The 23,458-nt window shown below is 66.9% G+C and carries 25 protein-coding genes and 1 pseudogene; 20 read left to right on the top strand and 6 right to left on the bottom strand.

The genetic code is table 11. The features are described from left to right. Nucleotides 1-396 precede the first annotated feature (396 nt). Nucleotides 397-735 (bottom strand): hypothetical protein, encoded by a 339-nt coding sequence (locus ACN5W5_RS06155; RefSeq protein WP_420047680.1) that lies wholly within the window; start codon nucleotides 733-735, stop codon nucleotides 397-399. Nucleotides 736-1,026: 291 nt separating this feature from the next. On the opposite strand from ACN5W5_RS06155, the gene ACN5W5_RS06150 reads away from it, so the two are divergent. The 11 genes from ACN5W5_RS06150 to ACN5W5_RS06100 all read left to right on the top strand — a co-directional run bounded on the left by ACN5W5_RS06150 (nucleotide 1,027) and on the right by ACN5W5_RS06100 (nucleotide 9,690). Continuing rightward, nucleotides 1,027-1,995: a LysR family transcriptional regulator gene (locus ACN5W5_RS06150; protein WP_420047679.1), complete on the top strand. Its 969-nt coding sequence runs from the start codon at nucleotides 1,027-1,029 to the stop codon at nucleotides 1,993-1,995. A 315-nt stretch (nucleotides 1,996-2,310) separates the two neighbouring features. After that, nucleotides 2,311-3,312: an alpha/beta hydrolase gene (locus tag ACN5W5_RS06145; RefSeq protein ID WP_420047678.1), complete on the top strand. Its 1,002-nt coding sequence runs from the start codon at nucleotides 2,311-2,313 to the stop codon at nucleotides 3,310-3,312. 301 nt (nucleotides 3,313-3,613) lie between these two features. Next, complete coding sequence (locus ACN5W5_RS06140; RefSeq protein ID WP_226463617.1) at nucleotides 3,614-3,979, top strand: YciI family protein; 366 nt, start codon at nucleotides 3,614-3,616, stop codon at nucleotides 3,977-3,979. 146 nt (nucleotides 3,980-4,125) lie between these two features. Next, nucleotides 4,126-4,605, top strand: a complete 480-nt coding sequence (locus tag ACN5W5_RS06135) for a VOC family protein (RefSeq protein ID WP_420047677.1) — start codon at nucleotides 4,126-4,128, stop codon at nucleotides 4,603-4,605. A 19-nt stretch (nucleotides 4,606-4,624) separates the two neighbouring features. Beyond that, nucleotides 4,625-5,068 (top strand): SRPBCC family protein, encoded by a 444-nt coding sequence (locus ACN5W5_RS06130; protein ID WP_420047676.1) that lies wholly within the window; start codon nucleotides 4,625-4,627, stop codon nucleotides 5,066-5,068. 19 nt (nucleotides 5,069-5,087) lie between these two features. Beyond that, nucleotides 5,088-5,510, top strand: coding sequence for a YciI family protein (locus tag ACN5W5_RS06125; RefSeq protein ID WP_420047675.1), 423 nt, complete (start codon nucleotides 5,088-5,090; stop codon nucleotides 5,508-5,510). 12 nt (nucleotides 5,511-5,522) lie between these two features. Further along, nucleotides 5,523-6,053, top strand: coding sequence for an SRPBCC family protein (locus ACN5W5_RS06120; RefSeq protein ID WP_420047674.1), 531 nt, complete (start codon nucleotides 5,523-5,525; stop codon nucleotides 6,051-6,053). Between the two features lie 40 nt (nucleotides 6,054-6,093). Continuing rightward, complete coding sequence (locus ACN5W5_RS06115; protein WP_420047673.1) at nucleotides 6,094-6,504, top strand: VOC family protein; 411 nt, start codon at nucleotides 6,094-6,096, stop codon at nucleotides 6,502-6,504. 79 nt (nucleotides 6,505-6,583) lie between these two features. Further along, complete coding sequence (locus ACN5W5_RS06110) at nucleotides 6,584-7,849, top strand: RNA polymerase sigma factor (protein WP_420047672.1); 1,266 nt, start codon at nucleotides 6,584-6,586, stop codon at nucleotides 7,847-7,849. Between the two features lie 46 nt (nucleotides 7,850-7,895). Then, entirely contained in the window at nucleotides 7,896-9,020 is a 1,125-nt protein-coding gene (locus ACN5W5_RS06105; protein ID WP_420047671.1) for an MBL fold metallo-hydrolase, read from the top strand. A gap of 82 nt (nucleotides 9,021-9,102) precedes the next feature. Continuing rightward, complete coding sequence (locus ACN5W5_RS06100; RefSeq protein ID WP_420047670.1) at nucleotides 9,103-9,690, top strand: HD domain-containing protein; 588 nt, start codon at nucleotides 9,103-9,105, stop codon at nucleotides 9,688-9,690. A 201-nt stretch (nucleotides 9,691-9,891) separates the two neighbouring features. On the opposite strand, the gene ACN5W5_RS06095 is transcribed toward ACN5W5_RS06100, so the two are convergent. After that, complete coding sequence (locus tag ACN5W5_RS06095; protein ID WP_420047669.1) at nucleotides 9,892-10,830, bottom strand: Tim44 domain-containing protein; 939 nt, start codon at nucleotides 10,828-10,830, stop codon at nucleotides 9,892-9,894. Between the two features lie 250 nt (nucleotides 10,831-11,080). Between ACN5W5_RS06095 and ACN5W5_RS06090 the strand changes: the two genes are divergently transcribed. The 3 genes from ACN5W5_RS06090 to ACN5W5_RS06080 all read left to right on the top strand — a co-directional run bounded on the left by ACN5W5_RS06090 (nucleotide 11,081) and on the right by ACN5W5_RS06080 (nucleotide 14,031). Then, nucleotides 11,081-12,337 (top strand): Hsp70 family protein, encoded by a 1,257-nt coding sequence (locus ACN5W5_RS06090; RefSeq protein WP_420047668.1) that lies wholly within the window; start codon nucleotides 11,081-11,083, stop codon nucleotides 12,335-12,337. Between the two features lie 105 nt (nucleotides 12,338-12,442). After that, nucleotides 12,443-13,489, top strand: coding sequence for an AI-2E family transporter (locus ACN5W5_RS06085; RefSeq protein WP_420047667.1), 1,047 nt, complete (start codon nucleotides 12,443-12,445; stop codon nucleotides 13,487-13,489). 125 nt (nucleotides 13,490-13,614) lie between these two features. Next, complete coding sequence (locus tag ACN5W5_RS06080; RefSeq protein WP_420047666.1) at nucleotides 13,615-14,031, top strand: PRC-barrel domain-containing protein; 417 nt, start codon at nucleotides 13,615-13,617, stop codon at nucleotides 14,029-14,031. A gap of 103 nt (nucleotides 14,032-14,134) precedes the next feature. Here the strand turns inward: ACN5W5_RS06080 and ACN5W5_RS06075 are convergent, their stop codons facing one another. Beyond that, a complete protein-coding gene (locus ACN5W5_RS06075) occupies nucleotides 14,135-14,962 on the bottom strand; it encodes an alpha/beta fold hydrolase (protein WP_420047665.1) in 828 nt (275 codons plus the stop codon). Nucleotides 14,963-15,164: 202 nt separating this feature from the next. Here ACN5W5_RS06075 and ACN5W5_RS06070 point away from each other — a divergent pair, with 202 nt between their 5' ends. Beyond that, the gene (locus ACN5W5_RS06070; RefSeq protein ID WP_420047664.1) at nucleotides 15,165-16,511 is read left to right on the top strand and encodes a PQQ-dependent sugar dehydrogenase; all 1,347 of its coding nucleotides are present in this window, start codon (nucleotides 15,165-15,167) and stop codon (nucleotides 16,509-16,511) included. A 38-nt stretch (nucleotides 16,512-16,549) separates the two neighbouring features. Here the strand turns inward: ACN5W5_RS06070 and ACN5W5_RS06065 are convergent, their stop codons facing one another. Then, nucleotides 16,550-18,139, bottom strand: coding sequence for a Na/Pi cotransporter family protein (locus tag ACN5W5_RS06065; protein ID WP_420047663.1), 1,590 nt, complete (start codon nucleotides 18,137-18,139; stop codon nucleotides 16,550-16,552). Nucleotides 18,140-18,200: 61 nt separating this feature from the next. Next, the gene (locus ACN5W5_RS06060) at nucleotides 18,201-19,568 is read right to left on the bottom strand and encodes a DASS family sodium-coupled anion symporter (protein WP_420047662.1); all 1,368 of its coding nucleotides are present in this window, start codon (nucleotides 19,566-19,568) and stop codon (nucleotides 18,201-18,203) included. A 193-nt stretch (nucleotides 19,569-19,761) separates the two neighbouring features. On the opposite strand from ACN5W5_RS06060, the gene ACN5W5_RS06055 reads away from it, so the two are divergent. The 5 genes and pseudogenes from ACN5W5_RS06055 to ACN5W5_RS06035 all read left to right on the top strand — a co-directional run. After that, nucleotides 19,762-20,442 carry a TetR/AcrR family transcriptional regulator gene (locus ACN5W5_RS06055; protein ID WP_420047661.1) on the top strand — a complete coding sequence of 227 codons (681 nt, stop codon included), beginning with the start codon at nucleotides 19,762-19,764 and terminating at the stop codon, nucleotides 20,440-20,442. Beyond that, the gene (locus tag ACN5W5_RS06050; protein ID WP_420047660.1) at nucleotides 20,439-20,582 is read left to right on the top strand and encodes a hypothetical protein; all 144 of its coding nucleotides are present in this window, start codon (nucleotides 20,439-20,441) and stop codon (nucleotides 20,580-20,582) included. The genes ACN5W5_RS06055 and ACN5W5_RS06050 overlap by 4 nt, the downstream gene beginning before the upstream one ends. A gap of 22 nt (nucleotides 20,583-20,604) precedes the next feature. Next, the gene (locus ACN5W5_RS06045; protein WP_420047659.1) at nucleotides 20,605-21,780 is read left to right on the top strand and encodes an acyl-CoA dehydrogenase family protein; all 1,176 of its coding nucleotides are present in this window, start codon (nucleotides 20,605-20,607) and stop codon (nucleotides 21,778-21,780) included. Between the two features lie 105 nt (nucleotides 21,781-21,885). Next, complete coding sequence (locus ACN5W5_RS06040; protein WP_420047658.1) at nucleotides 21,886-22,701, top strand: enoyl-CoA hydratase/isomerase family protein; 816 nt, start codon at nucleotides 21,886-21,888, stop codon at nucleotides 22,699-22,701. Nucleotides 22,702-22,854: 153 nt separating this feature from the next. Then, nucleotides 22,855-22,992, top strand: a pseudogene (locus tag ACN5W5_RS06035) (acyl-CoA dehydrogenase family protein); the annotation flags it as partial. 60 nt (nucleotides 22,993-23,052) lie between these two features. Here the strand turns inward: ACN5W5_RS06035 and ACN5W5_RS06030 are convergent. Further along, complete coding sequence (locus ACN5W5_RS06030; protein WP_420047657.1) at nucleotides 23,053-23,436, bottom strand: DUF4148 domain-containing protein; 384 nt, start codon at nucleotides 23,434-23,436, stop codon at nucleotides 23,053-23,055. Nucleotides 23,437-23,458: the final 22 nt, after the last annotated feature.

The following is a 23,458-nucleotide window of genomic DNA, read 5'->3' as shown; positions in this document are numbered from 1 at the left end:
CCTGACCATCCCGCAGACAGATATTTTCAGCGTGACTGAGTGGGCGGAGCTGAGGTTCTGCTCATCGGCAGGGCTGCATGAGAAGGGCTCACGCCCCACCAGCAGCATCGCCTTCATCGTCCTCGCGATTCCCAGAATCCGCTTTACCCGCTTGAGGTTGTACGCCAGCCCCTGCGGGCTCATTTCGGTGCCCACATGCGCCGGGGTCTTGGTTAAGAAGTGCGTCGTGCCCCTCCACCTCGGGATATTTTGAAGCCTTGGCCTTTTGCCCAAAACTTATCCCTAGGGAAAAGGGCAAAAGGCCAAGCCAGACTCTCTACGACTGACCTTCAAGATTTCAAGGCTTCAAGGAGGCTTTCTGTGCAGGCTCGCCCAATCAGCCCCTCTGTTTTTGGGTCACCGGCTGCCCATCTCCACATCACCGCTGTTTAGCCTCATCCATTCAATGGCGTCGGCCTGCACTTGTTTCCGGGTCAGTGAACTGGGGGCGGAAGCCTTGGCCCACATTGGGCTGCCAAAGGGGGCTTCATGAGTTTCGGAATTGCTGTGGATAGACCCTTCATTGAGGGCCTGCAGATACTCGGAGCGCACTTCCTCGCGTGTTTTTGCACTCTGTTTCAATTGTTCGTCTTCTTGCGGGTAGACCTCCTGTGCAGCAGCGGGAAACACCTGGAAGGCAGCCATGCAAGCAAGGCTGCCGGCCAAGGCAAGAGGTTTGATGATCGAACCTTTCATGATGATCTCCTTGTCGTTAATTGACCTCCGGCCAAGAGGGTTTTGTGTCTTCTTGTCCGTCACTCATCGGTGAGCCATCCAGTGATGTTTTCTTCACCGCTTGATCAGTGTGGATGAAGAAATTTCGGGCGTCGAGCCACTTATTCGGGATGCACCGTTGCCAATTCCGCCACAATCGCCAACAGGTCATGGGTTGCTCGCGTGAACACCAAATTCCGGCATCGAAATTTGTAACAGCACCAGTGCGGATACCGGTTCAAGCCCAAGTGTGGAGGGTTGTGAAGGCAAGCGTTGACGACTATCGTCTTGCATTCAGAGGGAACCAACGCCATGGACAGGCTTTTGTCGTTGCAGGTGTTTGCGAGAGTTGTCTCGGAAGGTGGGTTTTCCGCCGCTGCCCGCGCGCTGGACCTGTCTCCAACCGCCGTTTCCCGCTTGGTCAGTGATCTGGAAGACCATTTGGGTACCCGTCTGCTTCAGCGCACGACGCGCAAGCTCACTCTCACCGAGTCTGGAATCATCTACCTGCAAATGACCGGGCACATATTGCAACAAATCAATGATGCAGATATAGCCGCCCAAAACAGTTCTGGCGTTCTGATGGGTACCTTGCACTTGCTCACGACGCCTATGCTGGCTTCGTTTTTTTTGGCCCCGCTGGCTGCGCGATGGCGCGAGCATCATCCGGAGGTGATGCTTGATATCAGCGTAGACCCTTTTTCGCACTTGCGGGTTGAGGAATTTGACCTGACGCTCATGGCGGTCGAAGACGAGTACAACGGTGACACCGTGGTGCGCACATTGGGCCGGACAGTCCGCATTCTGTGTGCCTCACCGGGCTACCTGCTTCGCGCTGGAACGCTGGGCTGCCCGGGCGAACTGAAGGGTCATGATTTTCTGGAGTTTCCGTGGAAAAAAGCGCCGGGACACAGCAGCGGACATCGCCTGAGGCTGACCCATGACGTGCTTGACACAGAGCCAGTCGAAGTGGAAGTGAAAGTGGTGTTGCGGTCGCTCAGCTTTGACGTGTTGTTGGGTGCCGCTTTGGCTGGTGCAGGTTTGTGCCTTGTGTCAAAGCATTTGGCACAACCGTACCTCAGGGAAGGTGCATTGGTGCATGTGCTTCCCCAATGGCAAGCCGGCGCACTGACCATTTATGCGGCCCTCCCGACACGCAAATTTGTGCCGGTGCGGGTCGCGGCGATGCTTGATTTTTTTTTGGGGGAAGGGAAGCAGACCTTTGGGATGGACCCGTGTTGACCTTCCAGCTGCATGTTCAGCACCAGGTGGCCGTTGTTGTCTGGGGTTTTCCAGAGACAGCGGCCCGAAACAAGCAGAAAATGCGCCTATCGACTCGCTACCTATTGTGTGAGACCGGCCATGCTCAAATCGGTTTTCCGTGGATTGCCCCGGGTCGCCCGGAATCAGCTCAAACGTGTGTTGCGGGTACTTCCAAGCGTTGGCCATCACCGGTGTGTGGAGCATCCACTGAACGCTACCGCGTCACCACCGGCCAATTCATCGAAGTTGTTGGTGCACAGCGCACTGCGCCACTTTGTCAAAACGAGTCATGCCGTGTTCCTGATCGCTTTTTGCTTTCACGCCAAAGCGAGTACGCCCGGAGAATTCGTTCCCAAGAAAGAAAACTGGAAGAATTCTCGAGGCTTCAGTATCCCCAATCCCTCGTCAAAAGCAGTAGTCGTGTTTTTGCATGGCTCTTTCATCGAAAAGCTGGACGACGTGTGCGATCCCAATGGGCAGGCTTCGGGCTTTTCCGTGCCGGAGGTCGTGAGGCAATTGGTCGGAGCCGAAATAGCGGGGCTGGAGGTCGTCGTTTACGCTCCCTGCGATGGCAGGGCGACGGCGCTGGGGGAGCCGATCAAAATCGACCAGCGGGTCGCTGCGATTGAAGAGACGCTGGCTGAACTTGGCCGCGCGGGGGTTGATCCATCTCGAATCGTACTGGTGGGGCACTCGGCAGGGGGATGGGCAGCGCTGCTGCATGAAAAGCGCTACCCCGGAAGTGTCAACTCTGTCATTGCTTTCGCCCCTGCGTTTGCCGGTAAAAAGCGGTGGAGACCGGATATCTGGCAGCAGCGCCACGATGAGCAAGCCGCAGAAATTGAATCTGCGGACCGAATTCCGGCGCTTGTGTTTTCCTTCGATAACGATGCCTACAACACACCCGGGGATCTGGGCTTTCTCTCTCGGGTCAAGGGTACAACGCTCCTGCGTATGCCCGACAAAGCCATAGCCGGCGTGGCCTGTGAAACGCCTCTTTTCGCATCGAGCCACGCGCATGCGTACCGGAAGTGTTTCAGCGATACCCAAGGCATTGTGCTGCTGGAATTTCTTCACAAACAACTTCGCCGGCAGAAAGTGGCGGCGCCGGCTATCCATGACCACTCGGTTGCCCGCCCCGATAACGCCAGCACCAGCACCCTCTTGAACGTGTCCTTAGGTGAAAGCTCTGGGATTGGAAATCCAAACATGGGCTTGCCTTTTGCCTCTGCTCAGCCTGCACCCAGGACTCAACCCCAACTGCCGCCTCGAGACCAAGATCAGGCAAAAAACTGAGGTTACACCACGAACTGCTGCTCCACAGCATCTTGTACGCGTGGAGCCCGCCCCACTTCCGGTGTGATGGCTCAGGGCCGGGTATCGGGTGCTGGCGTCGTGGGCCAACGCAGCCTGATGCTGGATGGCCAAGACGCGCTGGAATGTGACGGCTTTGCGAAACTTGACCCTTTGTCTGCTCAGGGTCGACATGAGTCCGCGAAGACCTTGACCAGCGCCCGATGGGGCGGCTGGCCGGACCTGTGGCGCCACCCGGGCCGTCTGTGTAGCATCGCCCTCTCGTTCATCGAAAGGCTCCGCCATGTCCTACATGCTCCTGATCCACGAACCGGTTGGCCAGCGTGCCACCCGCACCGAAGCCGAGGGTCGCGCTGCCTATGCCGCCATGCAGGCTTTTGGCGAGGGGCTCGCGGCCGAAGGCAAGCTCAAGGCGGTGGAGTCGCTCGCCGGGTTGTCGAGCGCGGTGCGCGTGAGCCAGGCCGGGGGGCATGCGCAGGTGCTGGACGGTCCGTTTGCCGAAGCCAAGGAAATGATCGGCGGCTTCTTTCTGTTGCAGAACGTGGGCCGCGAAGAAGCCATCGCCATCGCCCAGCGCTGCCCCGCCGCGCAGTGGGCCACCGTCGAAGTGCGCCCGCTCGCGCCCTGTTTCGACGAGAGCCAGGCCTGAGCGATTGAACTCGGGGTTTCTACCTAGACGGGCGCTGTCGAAAACGCCCAGCCTGTTTCGTCGCACCCACAGAAGCCGTTGAACCGGCTTCGCGTGAGGCCCGGCAAGTCCGCCGCCGCCCGCGTCGACGAACAGGAGTCTTGTGCATGAAGCCCCGCATCCACACCTGCCTGTGGTTTGACACCCAGGCCGAAGAAGCCGCCCGCTTCTACACCGCGCTGTTTCCCAATTCCCACATCACCAGCGTGCTGCACTACGGCACCGGCGACCCCATGCCCGAGGGCGCGGTGATGCTGGTGACCCTGGAGCTCGACGGCCATGCGCTGTCCCTGCTCAACGGCGGCCCGCATTTCACACTTTCGCCCGCCGCTTCGCTGGTCGTGAGCTGTGCCGACCAGGCCGAGGTGGATCGCTGCTGGGCCGCGCTGTCGGCCGTGCCCGAGGCCGAGATGTGCGGCTGGCTGGTGGACCGCTGGGGCGTCTCCTGGCAGATCGTGCCGCAGCGCTTCATGGAGCGCATGGAAGAGCCGCCCAGCCCGGCCCGGCAGCGCATGACTGCCGCCATGAGGCAGATGCGCAAGCTCGACATCGCCGCGCTCGAACGCGCCTACGCCGGCACACCGTGAACCCCCACAGGAGATCGCCATGAAAACCCTGCACTTCGACATCCTGATCGACGCGCCGCGCCAGCACGTGTGGCGCACCATGCTGCATTCACCCACCTACGAACAGTGGACCGCCACCTTCTGTGAAGGCTCGCGCTACGAGGGTTCGTGGGACGAGGGCCAGACCATCCGCTTCCTCGGCCCGAGTGAACAGGGCATGGTCGCCGAGATCGCGGCGCACCGGCCGGCCGAGTTCGTCTCGATCCGGCACCTGGGCATGATCGACAAGGGTGTCGAAGACACCAGCAGCGAAGCGGTGCGTGCCTGGGAGCCGTGCTTTGAAAACTACACCTTCAGCGACGAGGCGGGCGGCACCCGCGTGCGCGTCGATTGCGACGTGTTCGGCACCTACGAGGACTGGATGGCGCAGACCTGGCCGAAGGCGCTGCAGTCCCTCAAGACCGTCTGTGAAACCCCGGCCTGACCCCTTCCAGGAGACCCCCATGCGATTCATGATCATCGTCAAGTCCTGCCCCGAGTTCGAGGCCGAAGTCACCCCCGAAGCCCCCGAGGAACTGATGGCCGAGATGGCCGCGTACCACGAGGAACTGGCGCGCGCCGGCGTGCTGCTCGACGGCAGCGGCCTGCACCCCAGCCGCACCGGCTGGCGCATCCACTACGACGCTTCGGGCCAGCGCGTCGTGGACGGCCCGTTCGCCGAGGCCAAGGAACTGATCGCCGGCTACACCCTGATCCAGGTGCGTTCGCGCGAAGAGGCCATGGAATGGAGCCGCCGCTTTCCCAACCCCGCGGGTCGTGGCAAGCCAGCCGTGATCGAACTGCGCCAGCTCATCGAGCTCGACGAGTTCCCGCCCAGCGAGGCGCTGGACATGTTCAAGCAGATGGAAGCGAACCAGAAAGCCTGAGGAGGTGCCGTCGTGATCAAGTCCCTTGCCCTCATCACCGTCGCGGCCATCGGTCTGCAGCTGGCCTACGCCGCCACCCGGCCTGACAGCTTCCGCGTCGAGCGCTCCACCACCGTCGCAGCGCCCGCCGCGAAGCTGTTTCCGCTCATCAACGACCTGCACCGTTTCAACACCTGGAACCCCTACAACCGCAAGGACCCGGCCATGCAGGGCACCTACAGCGGCCCGGCCGCGGGCCCCGGCGCGGTGTTCGATTTCCAGGGCAACAAGGAAGTCGGCAAGGGGCGCATCGGCATCACCACGTCCACCGAACCGTCGGCGGTCACCATGCAGCTCGACATGTTCGAACCCTTCGAAGGCCACAACGTCGTCACGTTCAGCCTGGTGCCCGAAGGCGGTGCGACCCGCGTCACCTGGGCCATGCACGGCCCGAGCCCCTTCATCGCCAGGCTGATGGGCATCTTCTTCAGCATGGACCAGATGATCGGCAAGGACTTCGAGGCGGGTTTGTCCCACCTGAAGGCCCTGGCCGAGCAGGCCTGATCACCCCACACCCACACCCCACTCGCCAGGAGAGACCACCATGTTCCGCCAGATCTTCGTCAACCTGCCCATCAAGGACATGGCCCGTTCGCAGGCCTTCTTCAAGGCCCTGGGCCTCACGTTCAACCAGCGCTTCACCAACGAGCAGGGCGCCTGCCTCGAAATCGGCGAAAACTTCTACGCCATGCTGCTGGTCGAGCCCTTCTTCCAGGGCTTCACCAAGAAGCCAATCAGCGATGCGCACAAGGCCACCGAGGTGCTGATCGCCCTGTCGGTCGACAGCCGCGCCGAGGCCGAAGAGGTGGTGCGCAAGGCCGTGGCCGCTGGCGCCACCACGCCCAACCCGCCGCAGGACCACGGCTTCATGTTCCAGCACGGCTTTGCCGACCTCGACGGCCACCAGTGGGAAGTGTTCTGGATGGACGAAGCGGCCGCGCCCGAGCAGATGTGAGTGCGAATCTCCCTCTCCCGAACGCGGGAGAGGGCCGGGGTGAGGGTTCTCCCACGACCCCCGCAGTAAGCTCCCGCCCGTGCATTCCGCCGTCCACCAAACCATCGCCACCGTCTGGCGCATCGAGTCCGCCCGCATCGTCGCCGCCGTGGCGCGGCGTGTGCGCGATCTCGGCCTGGCCGAAGAACTGGCGCAGGACGCGCTGGTGGCCGCGCTGGAACACTGGCCGAAAGACGGCGTGCCGAACAACCCCGGCGCCTGGCTCATGACCACCGCGAAAAACCGCGCGCTCGACGCGCTGCGGCACCGCCAGATGGCCGACGCGCGGCACGAAGACATCGCGCGCGACCTCGAAGCGCTGGGTGCGCTCACCGTGCCCGACTTCGTCGACGCGCTCGACGCAGCGCGGCAGGACGACATCGGCGATGACCTGCTGCGCCTCATCTTCACCGCCTGTCACCCGGTGCTGTCGACCGACGCGCGCGTGGCGCTCACGCTCAAGCTGCTCGGCGGCCTGAGCACGCACGAGATCGCGCGCGCCTTCCTCGTGCCCGAAGCCACCATCGCGCAGCGCATCGTGCGCGCCAAGCGCACGCTGGCCGACGCGAGCGTGCCTTTTGAAGTGCCGCGGGGCGGGCAACTGGCCGAGCGCCTGGGCTCGGTGCTCGAGGTGGTGTACCTGGTGTTCAACGAAGGCTACACGGCGACCAGCGGCAGCGACTGGATGCGCCCCGAACTCTGCAACGAAGCCCTGCGCCTGGGCCGCATGCTCGCCGAGCTGGCCCCCGATCAGGCGGAAGTGCACGGCCTCGTGGCGCTGATGGAGATCCAGGCCTCGCGCACCGCTGCACGCACCGATGCGCAAGGCGACCCCGTGCTGCTCAACCAGCAGAACCGCGCCCGCTGGGACCGCCTGCTGGTGCGCCGCGGCCTGGCCGCACTGGCGCGCGCCGAAGCGCTGGGCCAGGCCGCTGGTCCGTACCAGCTGCAGGGTGCCATTGCCGCCTGCCACGCGCGCGCGGCCCACGCCGCCGACACCGACTGGGCCCGCATCAGCGCGCTCTACGGCGAGCTGGCCCGCGTGGCGCCGTCCCCGGTGGTCGAACTCAACCGCGCGGTGGCCGTGTGCATGAGCGAAGGCCCGGCGGCTGGCCTGGCCATCGTCGAGACGCTGATGCAAGACAAAGCCATGCAGCGCTACCACTGGTTGTACGCGGTGCGGGGCGATTTGCTGGAGCGGCTGGGGCGCGGCGAAGAAGCCCGTGCGGCCTTCGGGCAGGCTGCGGCGCAGGCCGGCAATCAACGGGAAAAGGCCTTGCTGCAACAACGCGCCGCCAGCGTGTAACCTGCGACCACCAGCGCCCCGGCGCGGCTTCACGCAGGGCATTTCGATGAACTCATTTGGCAAACGCGCCCAGGGCATCCGCCTCGAACGCATGATGGCCTCGCCACGCTGGGCCGGCGAGGGCTTTCGCAACGTGCACCCCGTCGCGCCCGGCCTGCGCGATCCGACGGCGCCCCGGCCCACGCTGCGCGAGTTTCTGTCCAACGGCAACCGCCGCGTGCCTGGTGCGCCGCTGCCGTCCATGGACCCGCGCGAAGCCTGGAGCCGCCCCAGCGCCAGCGGCCTGCGGGCCACCTGGCTCGGCCACTCCACCGTGCTGCTGGAGATGGGTGGCTACCGCGTGCTCACCGACCCGGTCTGGGGCACGCGCGCCTCACCCTTTCGCCTGCTTGGCCCCAAACGTTTCCAGCCCGTGCCGCTGCGCCTGCGCGAGATGCCCGAGGTGGACGTGGTCGTGATCTCGCACGACCACTACGACCACCTCGACTACCCTACCATCCACGCCCTGGCCCGCCGCAGCAACGTGCCCTTCGTCACCTCGCTCGGCGTCGGCGCGCACCTGCAGGCCTGGGGCATCGCGCCCGAGCGCATCACCGAACTCGACTGGTGGGAAACCCACCGCGTGCCCGGCACCGGCCTCAGCGTCACCGCCGCGCCTTCGCAGCACTTTTCTGGGCGCGGCTTCAAAGACCGCAATGCCACGCTCTGGTCGTCCATGATCCTGCGCAGCGAGCGCCACGCCGTGTTCTTCAGTGGCGACACCGGCCTCACCAGCGAATACGCGCTCATCCGCGAACGCCTCGGTCCGTTTGATCTCGTGATGCTCGAAGTCGGCGCCTTCCATCCCTCGTGGGGCGACATCCACCTCGGCCCCGAGAATGCGCTCAAGGCCCACCAGCTGCTGGGCGGTGGCGCCTTCCTGCCCGTGCACTGGGGTACCTTCAGCCTCGCCATGCACGCCTGGGACCAGCCCGCCGAAACCCTGCTTCAGCTGGCCTCGCCGCGGGAACTGCTGCTCATGCCCCGGCTGGGCGAAGCGGTCGAGCCTGCCGAGCAGCGAGCGGTGCAACCGTGGTGGCGCGGGGTGGGCGTCGGGCGGGGCGCCCCGGTGCCCGAGGCCGCGCCTCACGGAGTCCGTACGCCGGGCGATCTGCCCTGGCCGATGGACTGAGCGGCGGCGCCGCGGTGACAGCCGCCCCTTGCCGGCCGCCGGCCTTTCAGACAGCATGGTCGCCGCAACCACAGGAGACAACATGCCAGACAAACCCCGAGCCACCTTCAAACGGATGGAGCAAAGCACCCAGCAAGACTGGGCCTGCATCCTGCCCGAAGCCATGGCGATGGCGAAATCGCTGCCAGACCGCGTGCTCGCCCACCTCAAGCTGCTCGACGGCGACCACGGCGGCTTCCCCGTCGACCGGCTCACGCACAGCCTGCAGACCGCGACGCTTGCGTTCAATGACGGGCGCGATGAGGAATACGTGGTGTGCGCGTTGCTGCACGACATCGGCGACACCCTGGGCAGCTTCAACCACCCGGACATCGCCGCCGCCATCCTCAAACCCTTCGTCAGCGAAGAGAACCTGTGGATGGTGCAGAACCACGGCATCTTCCAGGGCTACAACTTCTTCCACCACATCGGCCTGGACCGCAACATGCGCGACATGTTCAAGGACCACCCACACCACGATCGCGCGGCCGAATTCGTCGAACGCTACGACAACCCGGCCTTTGATCCGGCCATGGACGTGCTGCCCTTGCGCCACTTCGAACCCATGCTGCGCCGGCTGATGGCCGCGCCGAAGAATTCGGTTTACAAGGCGGCCTTGCCGGGGGAGTAGGCGGCAGCCTGAACCCGACGAAAAAAACCCCGGCACGTTGGCCGGGGCAATGAGGAGACTCGGAAACGGGGGTGCGGATCCCGCTACCCGCAACGCATGAAACAACGCCACCCAGAGGCACCGCCGGACGGGCTTTGCCAGACGGCCAGTGCCGCCCCCCTTGAGGGGGGTGACGCGAAGCGGCGCAGGGGGTGTTTCACGTCAGGCGCTTTGTTGAATGCCGGCCAGCACCCAGCCGCCGCTGCCCTGGCGGGGCTTGGTCAGGTGCCAGACTTCGTTGATGTCTTCGGGGTCGGCGCCGTCTTCCTGCACGCGGCCGGTGAAGTGCGTGCTGACCACGTAGATGGCGTCTTCTTCGGCCACTTCCAGCACGCTGGCTTCGAGGTCGAGCACGCGGGTTTCCTGCGTGGCGCCGTTGCGTTCGCGGATGTCCATCTGGATCTCGGCAAACATCTCCGGCGTGGTGAAGGCGCGGATGTCGTCGAGGTTGCCCGCGTCGTTGGCGGCCTGCAGGCGGATGAAGTTGACCTTGGCGTTGCGCACGAAGGCGGCGACGTCAAAGTCGGCCGGGATGACGCTGGCCGTCTGTGCCTGGCCGCCCAGGGCGGAGCCGATCATGGAGCCACCCTGGCTGTAGCCGGCGCCGTTGCCGGCGTCTGGCGTGGGCGTCTTGAAGGCCGAAGGCGTCTGCGGACGCGAACCGGCGGCACCGGCACCCGCGTAAGCCATGCCACCCGAGCCGCCCTGGGCCGCGGCGGCGCGCTTGCGCATGATGAAGCCGACCACCGCGATGGCGGCCATCACCAGCAGACCGATCATCAGCATGTTGGCCAGGCCTTCGCCGAAGCCGAGGTGCGAGGCGAGGGCGGCCAGGCCCAGGCCGGCGGCGAGGCCGGCGATCGGGCCCATCCACTTGCTGCGGGTGGACGCGGCAGCGGCCGCGGGTGCCGCTGCGGCGGCGCCGGGCGTGGCAGCAGGCGTTTGCGCCGGTGTGGCGTTGGGGGCCTTGGCGGGCGGCGCGCTCTGGCGCTGCATGCCAAAGGACTTGCCGCCGCCGATGCGCCGGGCTTCGGCGTCCATGGCCACGGATGACAGGCCGATGGCAAATACCATGGCCAGCAGGGAAAGGGTCTTCTTCATGGGGTCTCCTGTGAAAGGGATTCGAACTGGCAGAGGGTAGGCGGGTTCTGCATCAATAAAAAGCAGAAATATGTGGATGATTGCTTCGTAAAAACAGGATGCTTCAGGCCTGGCGCCTGGTGTGGGCGCCGGGGGTTCCAACGCGGGCACCTGCAAGCTGGCAAAATCGCCGGTCTTCCGGGCGGGGTGTTCTCCCGCCCCGCCTTGCCGGGCCTTGCGTTCCGGCCATCTGCCTTCCCCATCTTCTCCCATGACCCCATCGCCCCACGGCACCCTCGGCATTGACTTTGGTACCTCCAATTCGGCGGTGTCCTGGGCCGAACCCCAGGGCCTTGCGCGCCTGATTCCGCTGGAAGGCGAGGCGCTGGCCATGCCCACCGCCGTGTTCTTCAACGCCGAGGACCACCTCACGCACTTTGGCCGCGATGCGGTGGCGCAGTACCTGAGCGGCACCGAGGGCCGCCTGATGCGTTCGCTCAAGAGCCTGCTGGGCAGTCCGCTGCTGCAGGAGAAGACCGAGATCAACCACAAGCAGATCAGTTTCCAGGACATCGTGGCCACGTTCCTGTCCGAGCTGCGCGACCGCGCCGACCGGGCACTGGGCGAGGCGCCCTCGCGCGTGGTGATGGGCCGGCCGGTGCATTTTGTCGACGACGACCCTGAGCGCGATGCCCTGGCGCAGCGCTCGCTGCAGGAGGCCGCGATGTCGGTCGGCTTTGACGAGGTGTCGTTCCAGCTGGAACCGATCGCCGCGGCGCTGGACTACGAGCGGCGGCTGCAGCGCGAGGCCACGGTGCTGGTGGTGGACCTGGGCGGCGGCACCTCGGACTTCACCGTCGTGCGGCTGGGGCCGGACCGCATGGCGCGGGCCGACCGCAGTGGCGACGTGCTGGCCACGACCGGCGTGCATATCGGCGGCACCGACTTCGACCAGAAGCTCAGCCTGGAGCGGGTGATGCCGCTGCTGGGTCACCGCCACCTGGGGCCGCAGCAGCGCGAGGTGCCGAGCCGTATCTTTTTCGACCTCTCCACCTGGCACCTGATCCAGTGGCTCTACCTGCCCCGGGCGATGAGCCAGGCGCAGTCGCTGCGCGTCAACTACACCGACACGCGGCTGCACGAGCGGCTCATGCGGGTGCTCAAGCACCGCGACGGCCACCGCATCGCCCACGAGGTGGAGCTGGCCAAGATCCGCTGTTCGCAGGACGACGCGGCAGCGGCGGTCGAGCTGTCTTTCGTCGAAACCGGGCTGAGCGCTTCGCTCACGCCGGCCGACATGCGCGACCACCTCGCGGCCCTGCTGGCGCGCACGGTGGCCTGCGCGCGCGAGTGTGTGCAGCGCGCGGGGCTGACCGATGGCGCCCTGGACGCGATCTACCTCACCGGCGGATCGTCCGCCCTGCGCCCGTTCCAGCAGGCGCTGCAGGCCGAGTTCGCGGGTGTGGATCTGGTGGTGGGCGACCTCTTTGGCGGCGTGGCCTCGGGCCTGGCCTACAGCCGCGGCTGAGCAGACTTCGACGCGGCGCGTGTTCGGTGCGCTGTCAGACAGACGGCGGCGGGTGGTTGATGCAGACTGCGGTCAGACCCGCTTTGCCCACCCCGAAAACGCGCCATGAACACACGCAACGAGCTCCCGCCTCCCTCGCTGATGCCTGCCCCACCGCCACGCATCGGCTACATCCGGCCCATGGCCCTGGTCCTGTTCCTGGGCGCCCTGGTGCTGCTGGCGTTCCGGCTGTCGGACCTGCTGCTGATGCTCTTCGGGGCGGTCATCGTGGCGGTGGCCTTGCGGGCCCTGGCCCTGCCGCTGGGGCGCTACCTGCGCCTGCCGCCGCGGCTGGCGGTCGGGGTCGCGGTCGCGCTGGCGGTGGCCGGCATCGTGCTCGGTTCGTGGCTGGTGGGCGACCGCCTGCTGGAGCAGTTCGACGACCTGGCCCGCAAGCTGCCGGCGGCGATCGCCAAGCTCGTGAGCTGGGCCCGGGAGCGCACCATCGGCGAGGCGCTGTGGAAGGTGTGGCGCGGCACGAACGCGGACGATGTGCCCTGGGCCAGCGTGGCCGTGGCGGCGACCCAGGCGCTGAGCGCCGTGGGCGGCATCGGCCTGGTGCTGGTGGTCGGGGTGTACCTGGCGAGCGACCCGCTGATGTACCGCGAAGGCCTGGTGCGGCTGGTGCCGCCGGCCTACCGAGGCCGGGTGGACGACGCGCTGCTCGCCAGCGGGTACGCGCTGTCGCGCTGGCTGCTCGGGCAAGGCATCTCGATGCTGTTCGTCGGCACCTCCACGGCGATTGGTCTGGCGCTGCTGGGTCTGCCGCTGGCGCTGACGCTGGGCCTGGTGGCCGGTGCGCTGGCCTTCATTCCGTTTTTCGGCCCGATCGCGTCGGGCGTGCTGGCGGTGTTGCTGGCCTTCATGCAGGGACCGGAACTGGCGCTGTACGTGGCGATCCTGTGTGTGGTGATCCAGCAGATCGAGGGCAACCTGCTGATGCCGGTGGTGCAGCGCTGGGCGGTGGAGCTGCCGCCGGTGCTGGGCATCACGGCGGCGGTCATCTTTGGTCTGCTGTTTGGCCTGCCGGGCGTGATCCTCGCCTCGCCGCTGATGGTGGTGGCGATGGTGCTGGTGCGCATGCTGTACGTCGAGGGCGTGCTGGAAGCGTAAGCATTCGTGGCATGTGCGCTGCTGCACAGACCCTGGGTCCCGCCTTGCCTATCCTGAAAGCCCAGCAACTGGCGGTGCATCCTGCTCCCGCCGATGGCCTTGCTGGTGAGACCAAGGACACTCCCATGAACTACCAAGAGCAAGACACTTACGGCATGTACAAGAGCCGGACCGACGGTGGCCCCGGCCCCGGACTGATGGGCGTCAACACGCTCGATGGCAACGACGTCTTCAATCGCCAGAACGAAGACCTGGGCGACATCAAGGAAATCATGCTCGACATGGGCACCGGCCGGGTGGCCTATGCCGTGCTGTCGTATGGCGGCTTCATGGGCATGGGCGACAAGCTCTTTGCCGTGCCCTGGCACGCCCTGACGCTGGACACTGCCAACAAGCGCTTTGTGCTCGACGTCGAAAAAGACCGGCTGGAAAGTGCACCCGGATTCGACAAGGACCAGTGGCCCGACATGGCCGATGCGACCTGGAGCAAGGAAATCCACGACTACTACGGCGTGACGCCGTATTCGGACGGCCGCGTCTGACAGCGATCTGCTGAATGAAACCAGGGCTGCAGCCGAGAGGTTGCAGCCCTTTCGCACGTCCGGGCCAAGGGCTCATCGGAACCCTGGCCCGTCCCGTTGCCCTTCAGGCCTTGCGCGCCAGAAACCCGAGCAGGTCGCTGGTCAGCCGCTCCTTGTCGGTGGCGAACAGGCCGTGCGGTGCGCTGTCGTATTCGATCAGGGTGCTCTGGGCGATGCCCTGCGCGGCAATCCGGCTGGAGGCGGCGATCGGCACGGTCTTGTCGGCCGTGCCGTGGATGATCAGGGTGGGCACGGTGAAGGCCGCCAGATCACCGCGGAAGTCGGTCGACGAGAACGAGCGCATGCATTCGATGGTGGCCTTCAGGCTGGCCTGCAGGGCGATGCCGCGCGCCCATTCCAGCAACTCGGCGCTGACGGGGCGTTCTTCCGAATCTTCGCCGAAGAAGGTCTTGAAGAAGCCGGTGAAAAAATGCGTCCGGTCGGTCTTCAGGGCTTCGGCCGTCTGGTCGAACGCAGCCTGCTCGGTGCCGGCGGGGTTGTCGTCGGTCTTCAGGCGGAAGGGCAGGATGGACGACAGCAGCGCACACTTCGCGACCGATTGGCCGCTGTGCCGCGCCATGTAGCGCGCCACCTCGCCGCCGCCCATGGAGAAGCCGACCAGGGTCGCGTCCTGTGCGCCGCTCTGCTGGATAACGGCGGCCAGATCGTCGGCCAGGGTGTCGTAGTCGTAGCCGCTCCAGGGCTGGGTGGAGCGGCCAAAGCCGCGCCGGTCGTAGGCGATCACGCGGTGGCCCGCTTCGGCGATGGCCATGGCCTGGTCGTCCCAGCTGTCGGACGACAGCGGCCAGCCGTGGATCAGGATGACCGGCGGGCCTTCGCCCCAGTCCTTGACGTAGAGGCGGGTTTTGTCGGGGGTTTCGACGGTGTTCATGGCAGGGACTTTCACGGTGGAAAAACCGCAGTGTTGTCAGGCCTGTGGTCAGCGTCTGTGTGCTGGCGAACAGTCCGCGCCGCCCGAGGTTCGCTACCGCACCGACGGACACCCCCCAGGGTGGGACATTGCGCTCACGGTGGCGTCACCATGTGCCATCCCTGCCATCGGGCCCTTGAGAAGACGAACCAGGAGACACGCCATGACCTATACGACTTCCACGGCCCGCACAGCCTTGGCAGCCACAGGCACCGCCGCGCTGCTGGCGCTGGGCGCCTGCGCCGAGCCGGCACGCTTCACCGTCGCCGAGGGCTCGGGCAACAACCCCGCACTGCCGACGCCCAGCCGGGCGCTGATCCCCACGGTCAACATCGCACCGGCGCGGGGCTGGCCCGCCGACGCCATGCCGATCCCGGCGCGGGGCCTGCGGGTGCAGGCCTTTGCCCGCGACCTGGACCATCCGCGCTGGCTGCTGGTGCTGCCCAATGGCGACGTGCTGGTCGCCGAAAGCAACGCGCCGCCCAAGGCGGACCCGCCCACGGGCATCCAGGCCTGGGCCAAGGGGCTGGTGATGGGCCTGGTGATGAAGCGCGCGGGCGCGGCCGTGCCGAGCGCCAACCGCATCACCCTGCTGCGCGACACCGATGGCGATGGCGTGGCCGATGTGCGCTCGGTGTTTCTCGACGGCTTGTACTCGCCGTTTGGCATGGCGCTGGTGGGCGAGCGCCTGTTCGTGGCCAACGCCGACGCGGTGCTGGCGTTCCCCTACCGCCGGGGTGACACCACCCTCGGCGCCGCTGGCACCCAGCTGCTGGCCCTGCCCGGCGGGCCGATCAACCACCACTGGACCAAGAGCCTGATCGCCAGCCCGGACGGCCGGCGCCTGTACGTGGGCGTCGGGTCGAACAGCAACATCGGCGAGAACGGCATGGCGGCCGAAGAAGGCCGGGCCGCGGTCTGGGAGGTGGATGCGCGGACCGGCGCGCACCGCGTCTTTGCCTCGGGCCTGCGCAACCCGGTCGGCCTGGCCTGGGACGCCAGCGGCCGCACGTTGTGGGCGGTGGTCAACGAGCGCGACGAGCTCGGCAGTGACCTGGTGCCCGACTACCTCACCTCGGTGCGCGACGGCGCCTTCTATGGCTGGCCATACAGCTACTACGGCCAGCGGGTGGACACCCGCGTCAAGCCGCCCGCGCCCGACCAGGTGGCCAAGGCGATCGTGCCCGACTTTGCGCTCGGCGCGCACGTCGCGCCGCTGGGCCTGGCGTCCGCCGTCGGCAGCCGCCTGCCCGCGCCGTTCACCAACGGTATGTTCATCGGCCAGCACGGCTCGTGGAACCGGCGCCCGCACAGCGGCTACACGGTGGTCTTCGTGCCTTTCAGTGGTGGCCAGCCGTCGGGTCCGGCCCGCGACGTGTTGAGCGGCTTCCTGAACGCCAGCGGAGAAGCCCAGGGGCGGCCGGTGGGCGTGGCGATGGACGGGCAGGGCGCGCTGCTGGTGGCCGACGACGTGGGCAACATGGTCTGGCGCGTCAGCGCCTCGCCCTGACGCACCGGGGCGCGCCCGCGCTCCCGTCGGTCGCGCCGTCAGGCAGCGTGATGGTGGTGCAGGTGTTCACGCGCCTTGGCCGCCTGCTGGGCCGCGCGGCGCAGCGCGCTGTACTGGCCCAGCGCCGTCTCCATCTGTGACAGCGGGAGCGCGCCCGCCGCCGCGGACACCAGCACCGCGGCCTTCAGGTTCTGGTAGGCCAGCTCCATCGGGACCACGTCGATGACGGGCGCGTCACCGTTCGCCACGGACTCCGCGTCCTGCTGCGTGAAGAGCTGCTGCAGCGCCGCCACAAAGGTCTGCTGATGGGTTGCCAGGGCCGGGTCGACGGGTGCCTGCAGGGGCGCGGCGGTCTGTGCCTGGTCGGCGCAGGTCTTGTAGTAGCGGTGGATGCGCAGCAACTCGGCCAGGCGCACGCTGGCCACCTTGGAGAGCGCCAGGCGGCTCAGGCGTTCGGCAAACGACTCCACGGCCGCATCGAGCTGTGCCATGGCGGAGCGGTCGCCCACCAGCGCGACCGGTGCCGCGCCCGTGAGCACCGCGCCGGCGATGCGCACGCACAGCTGGCCGAAGCGCGCCACCTCACGCTCCAGCGCGTCCAGCGCCAGGGCCGGAACGGCCAGCACGTTGTCGTCGAGATAACGCGGCTGGGCTTCGTCTTCCTCGCGGGCACGAAAGCGCTGCAGCAGCCAGCGCGTGAGCCCGTCGGCCAGTGGCCACATCAGGACCACCCCCAGCACGTTGAAGGTGGTGTGAAACAGCGCCAGCATGGCAGCGGGGTCGGCGGACAGGCCGAGCGCGTCGCGGGCGCTGGCCAGCGCGCCGATCAGCCAGGGCAACAACGCGAGCGCGACACAGGCGGTGACGACATTGAAGATCACGTGTGCGGCGGCGGCGCGGCGCGCGTTGGGCGTGGCACCGATGGCGGCCAGCAGCGCGGTGACGGTGGTGCCGATGTTGGCGCCGATCACCACGGCCGCGGCCCCCTGGGCATCGAGCAGGCCGCCCTGTGCCGCTGTCAGGGCAATCGCCATCGAGGCGGCCGACGACTGCATCAGCACCGTCATCAGCAGGCCGATCACCACTTGCGCCAGCACGGCCTGCACGCCGTCGCCCTGGGGCAGGGTGATCTGCCCCGCGATGCCGTTGAACGACTCCTGCAGCAGGCCGATGCCGAGGAACAGCAGGCCAAAGCCGGCCACGGCGGTGCCGATGGCGCCGCGGCGCTGGCTGGCGCCGGTCAGGCGCATCAGCATGCCCACCCCCACCAGCGGCAGCGCAAAGGCTTCGATCTTGAACTTGAGCCCCACCAGCGCCACCAGCCAGCCGGTCATGGTGGAGCCGATGTTGGCGCCGAACAGCACCCACAGCGCCGGTGCGAGCCCGAGCAGGCCGGCGTTGATGAAACCGATGGCGGCCACCGTGACGGCACTGGACGACTGCACCATCGTCGTCACGAGCGCACCCGAGCCCAGCGCGTGCCAGCGCGTGCGGGTGGCGTTGGCGAGGATGTTGTGCAGCGCCTGGCCCGCGGCCTGCTTGAGGCCGTCGGTCATCATGCCCATGCCCAGCAGGAACAGGCCAAGGCCACCCGCCAGCAGGCTCAGTGAATGCCAGATGCTGGTCATGGGGAAACCTCACTGCGGCGCACTGCGGTGCGAGCTGGCTTGGGGCGGCCCGGTGCTGAGCTCATGAAAAAACCGCCGATGCCACGACCACGATCACGGCGATGCAGACCAGGTTGAGCACCAGGCCGCAGCGCATCATCGTGGCCTGCGGGACCTGGTCCGTGGCAAAGACGATGGCGTTGGGTGGTGTGGCCACCGGCAGCATGAAGGCGCACGAGGCCGACACCGCGATGGCGGCCGCGAGCAGCGGCGCGGGCAGACCGAGCACCTGCGCCACGCCCAGGAAGATCGGCACCATCAGCGCGGCGCTGGCGGTGTTGCTGACCAGCTCGGTGAGGAAGACCACGAAGCTCACCACACCGAGCAACAGCCACAGCGTGGACGCGCCGTGCATGGCCGTCACCAGCCCGTCGGCGAGGAAGCGGCTGGCGCCGCTGGCCTGCATGACCTGGCTGAGCGCGAGGCCACCCCCGAACAGCAGCAGCACGCCCCAGTGCGTCTGGCGCTCGACGGACTCCCAGTCCATCACCCGCGTGGCCACCAGCGCCACGATGGCGGCCACGGCGATCCAGCTGTCCATGTCGGCGGCGATGCCCAGCGCGCGGCCCAGCGGCTCGGCGGTCATCCAGCCCGCCGCGGTGAGCGCGAAGATGAGCAGCGTGGTCCGCCGCCCGGCGGTCCATTCAAAAGCTTCGCGGTCGAGCACCAGCCGACCCCGCAGGCGCGGGCGCAGCAACAGGTAGAGCACACCGGCCATCAGCGGCAGCAACAGCAACACCAGGGGCACACCGAAGCGCATCCACTCGACGAATCCGATGCCCGCCTGCGCGGCGGCGATGGCGTTGGGCGGGCTGCCCACCAGGGAGCCGATGCCGCCGATGCTGGCGCTGTAGGCCACGCCCAGCAGCACGAAGGCGCGTTCGCGGGGACCCACGTCGTCGGTGCCGTCCTGTGTGTGCAGCAGGCCCAGCGCCATCGGCAGCATCATGGCGGCGGTGGCGGTGTTGCTGATCCACATGGACAGGAGGGCGGTGAGGCCGAACAGCAGGCCCACCGCGAGTGCCCGGCGCCCGGCGGCCAGGCGCAACACGGCGTGCGCCAGCGCGCGGTCCAGACCTTGTTGCTGCAGCGCGGCGGCCAGCGCAAAGCCACCCAGGAACAGAAAGATGATCGGGTGGGCAAACGAAGCCAGGGCCTCGCGCAGGTTCATGAGTCCTGCGACCACCGCCAGCAAAGGCACCAGCAACGCGGTCACGCTCAGGGGCAGTGCTTGCGTCATCCACAGGCCGCCGATCAGGGTGAACAGGGCCAGGCCCGCGCGCAAGGCCTCGGGGCCTGGCGTGGCCTGGTGCACGCCGCCGGCCAGCGCGAGGCAGGCGATGGCGCGAATCGTCGGAGAAAGGGCAGGCAGGGATCCCGAGGCGGTCATGGTCTGTTTCGGGGCGCGTTGGCGCGGTGTTCGGGGTGCGCCCGTTGTCGAGACCGCGGGCGTTTCATTATCACCAGCCTCAGCCCTCCGGCGCCGACGCTGGGTGGGAACGGTTGGGCAGGATGGCTGGGCGCTGTATTTTTACAGAGCATATGCTTGTTAAAAATAAGGCTGGCTGATATGGTTGCGCCCCATGGACACCGACAACGCCCAGCCTTCCGCGATCGACCTTCCCCGCCGTTCCCGCGGAAGACCCCGGAAATCCGAAGACGAACGCGACGACGGCAACCGCCGCCAGGCCTTGATGCGCGCGGCGGGCAAGCTGTTTCGCCAGTACGGATTTGCCGCGACCAGCACGCGCGACATCGCCGCCGCCGCCGGCATGCGGTCGGGTTCGCCCTTCTACCATTTTGAAAACAAGGAAGCCCTGCTCGTCGGGGTGATGCACGAGGGCATGCAGAGCGCGCTGCGGCGCCAGGCAGCGGCCATGGACGGCGCGGCCGCGGCGGGTGCTGCGGCCGGGCAGACGCTGAGCGCGCGCGAGTGCCTGCGGGTGCTGGTGCGCAACCACCTGGAAGTGCTGCTCGGACCCGACAGCGATTTCATCCCGGTGATGTTGTACGAATGGCGTTCGCTGTCCGAGGCGCAGCGCAGCGAAGTCAACCGCCTGAAGGCCGACTACGAAGCGGCCTGGGTGCCGGTGCTGCAGGCGCTGCACGCCAGCGGCGAGCTGAAGGGTGAGCCGGGGCTGGCGCGGCTGATGCTGTTTGGGGCCTTGAACTGGTCGGTGCAGTGGTTCGATCCGGGCCGCCAGGCTTCTCTGGACGACCTCACGCAGACCGCGCTGTTGCTGTTTCTGAAGGACCCGCCATGAAGGCGGACTACCGTTCCGTGTTTGCGCCGGACCTGCTGGACGGTATCTGGGGTTCCATGCCGGGCTACACCGCTTCCAGCGGCATGGACCATTCCCCACCCGAGTCCAGGCCGATGCCGTTCGGCGTGGCGCGCATGTGACCCCACACAACAGGAGACCCCCATGCAGTTCACCCACGAGCACCGCGAAATCCAGGCCACGCTCAAGCGCTACATCGACGAGCACATCAACCCGCACGTGGACGAGTGGGAAGCGGCCGAAATCTTCCCGGCGCACGAGGTGTTCAAAGGGCTGGGCCAGCTCGGTCTGCTGGGCCTGACCAAGCCTGAGGCCTTTGGCGGCGCGGGGCTGGACTATTCGTACAGCCTGGCCATGGCCGAAGCACTGGGCCACATCCATTGCGGCGGCATCCCGATGGCGATCGGTGTGCAGACCGACATGGCCACACCGGCGCTGGCGCGCTTCGGCAGCGACGAGCTGCGCGCCCAGTTCCTCGCGCCAGCGATTGCGGGCGACATGGTGGGCTGCATCGGCGTGAGCGAGCCCGGCGCGGGCAGCGACGTGTCGGCCATCAAGACCACGGCGCGCAAGGACGGCGACGACTACGTCATCAGCGGCCAGAAGATGTGGATCACCAACAGCCTGCAGGCCGACTGGATGTGCATGCTGGTCAACACCAGCGACGGCCCTGCGCACAAGAACAAGAGCCTGATCATGGTGCCGCTGCGCGAGAACGGCCAGCTGGTCAAAGGCTTCGAGGTCGGTCAGAAGATCAAGAAGATCGGCATGAACAGCAGCGACACCGGCCTGTTGTTTTTCGACGAGGTGCGCGTGCCGCAGCGCTACCGCATCGGCACCGAGGGCGCGGGTTTCATCTACCAGATGCAGCAGTTCCAGGAGGAGCGCCTGTGGGCCGCGGCCAGCTGCATCCAGAGCCTCAGCAACTGCATCCAGTGGACGGTGGACTACGCGCAGGAGCGCCAGCTCTTCGGCGCCACGCTGGCCGACCAGCAGTGGGTGCAGTTCAAGCTGGCCGAGATGAAGACCGAGGTGGAGAGCCTGCGGGCGCTGACCTACCAGGCGTGTGAGCACTACGTGACGGGCGCCGACGTGACCGAGTGGGCGACGATGGCCAAGCTGAAGGCCGGGCGCCTGAACCGCCTGGTGCCCGACACCTGCCTGCAGTTCTGGGGCGGCATGGGCTACACCTGGGAAAACAAGGTCTCGCGCATGTTCCGCGACGGGCGGCTGGCGTCCATTGGTGGTGGGGCGGATGAGGTGATGCTGGGCATTCTTTCGAAGACCATGGGACTACAGAAATCCCCCCCGCGCCGCTGACGCGGCTTCCCCCCAGGGGGATATCGCCCGTCGACCGGCGGAGCCGGATCGTCGGCGACCACTGGGTCGATGCAAACTTCTCCAACGTCAGGACGGGACCTACCGATGAGTGAATTTCAAGTGATTCGACAAGGCACAGTGGAGCGCTGGACTTTGAACCACCCGGCTTCCCGCAACGCCTTGTCCGACGCCATGGTGGTCGCGCTGTTCGAGGCCTGTCTGCGCGTGCGGCAGGACACCGATTTGCGGACCGTGGTGCTGACGGGCGCGGGTGGTGCGTTCTGTGCCGGGGGCAGTCTGGGCAGCTTTGCGCAAGCCATTGGCCAGCCGTTGCAGCCTGGTGAGACCGATCCCCTGATCGCGGCCAATCGCGGTTTCGGCGATGTCCTGCATGCCTTGACGGCGTTGCCGCAGTTGCTGATCTGTGCGGTCGACGGACCGGCCATGGGGGGTGGGTTCGGACTGGTTTGCTGTGCGGACCATGTGATCGCGACGCAGCGATCGGTGTTCGCGACGCCGGAAGTCACCCTGGGCCTGCCGCCGGCGCAGATCGCTCCCTTCGTCTGGCACCGCCTGGGCGACCGGGCTGCGCGCGAGTGCCTGCTGTCCGGGCGCAGCTACGGCGCACAGCAGGCTTTTGAACTCGGGCTGGTCAACGGGGTCGTGGCCGACGAGGCGCTGGAAGACGTCCTGCAGGACACGCTGCTCACCTTCGGCCGCGCCGCACCCGGCGCCACCGCAGCGACCAAACAGCTGCTGCTGCGCCTGCGCGGAGCGGCGCCCGATCTGCGAGAAGAAGCGGCGCGGGCGTTTGCCAGCGCGCTGCGCGGCCCCGAGGCAGCGGCGGGCCTGGCCGCCTTTGCGCGCAAGCAGCCGGCCCCCTGGGTCGGGTCCGACGGGGGTGGGAGACGAGCGGTGTGAGCCGCATCCGCGGGCTGCTGATCGCCAACCGCGGCGGTGTGCTCGGCGGCCGACCGCGATGCCCTGCATGTGCGCGAAGCGGGAGCCGCGTTTGCGCTGGGTGGCAGCGATCCGGCGGACAGATGCCTGCGTATGGACCCGTTGCTGGGCGCCGCCGTGCAGACCCTCGGCGGGATGGGTTTCATGCGCCGCACCGTGAGCGAGCGCCTCTACCGCGAGGTGAAGGTCACGATGATCGGCGGCGCCGAAGAGCTCATGAGAGAGCTGGCCGCGCGCCAGCTGGGTCTCTAAAAAACAAAGCCCCGCTCGCGGGAGCGGGGCGACAGGCAGCGGACTGGTGCCGCGGTCTGATCAGCGCGTGGCGTTGAGCTGGCCGGCGGCCTGAGCGCTGACGGTACGGCTGGTGGGGTAGAGGCCGGGGTACAGGTCTTTCAGCTTCTCGCCGGACTCGTTGTTGGCCAGCACGTCACCGGTGCGCAGGGCCTCCATCAGCTCGGCCTTGACTTCGGCGCGGGTTTTGCCTGCTTCCATGCCCTGGGGGGCATAGCGCCCCGGGTTCACCTGGTTGAGCAGGAGGCCGGATTCGCCGTTGGCGGGCATGTTGCCGGTGCGGATCGCTTCGGCGAGTTCGGCGCGCACCTGGTCGCGGGTCTTGGGGCCGTCGGCGGCGAACACCTGGGTGGTGGACAGGGCGATCAGGGCGGCGGCGATGGCGGAAACGTGCTTGCGGTTCATGGTGAAACTCCTTGTGGGGGTT

This window comes from Hydrogenophaga sp. ZJX-1 (genome assembly GCF_048590325.1).
Taxonomy (GTDB): domain Bacteria; phylum Pseudomonadota; class Gammaproteobacteria; order Burkholderiales; family Burkholderiaceae_C; genus Hydrogenophaga.
The sequence above is the reverse complement of the archived record's forward strand: the minus strand, read 5'-3'. Positions and strand labels throughout refer to the sequence as shown.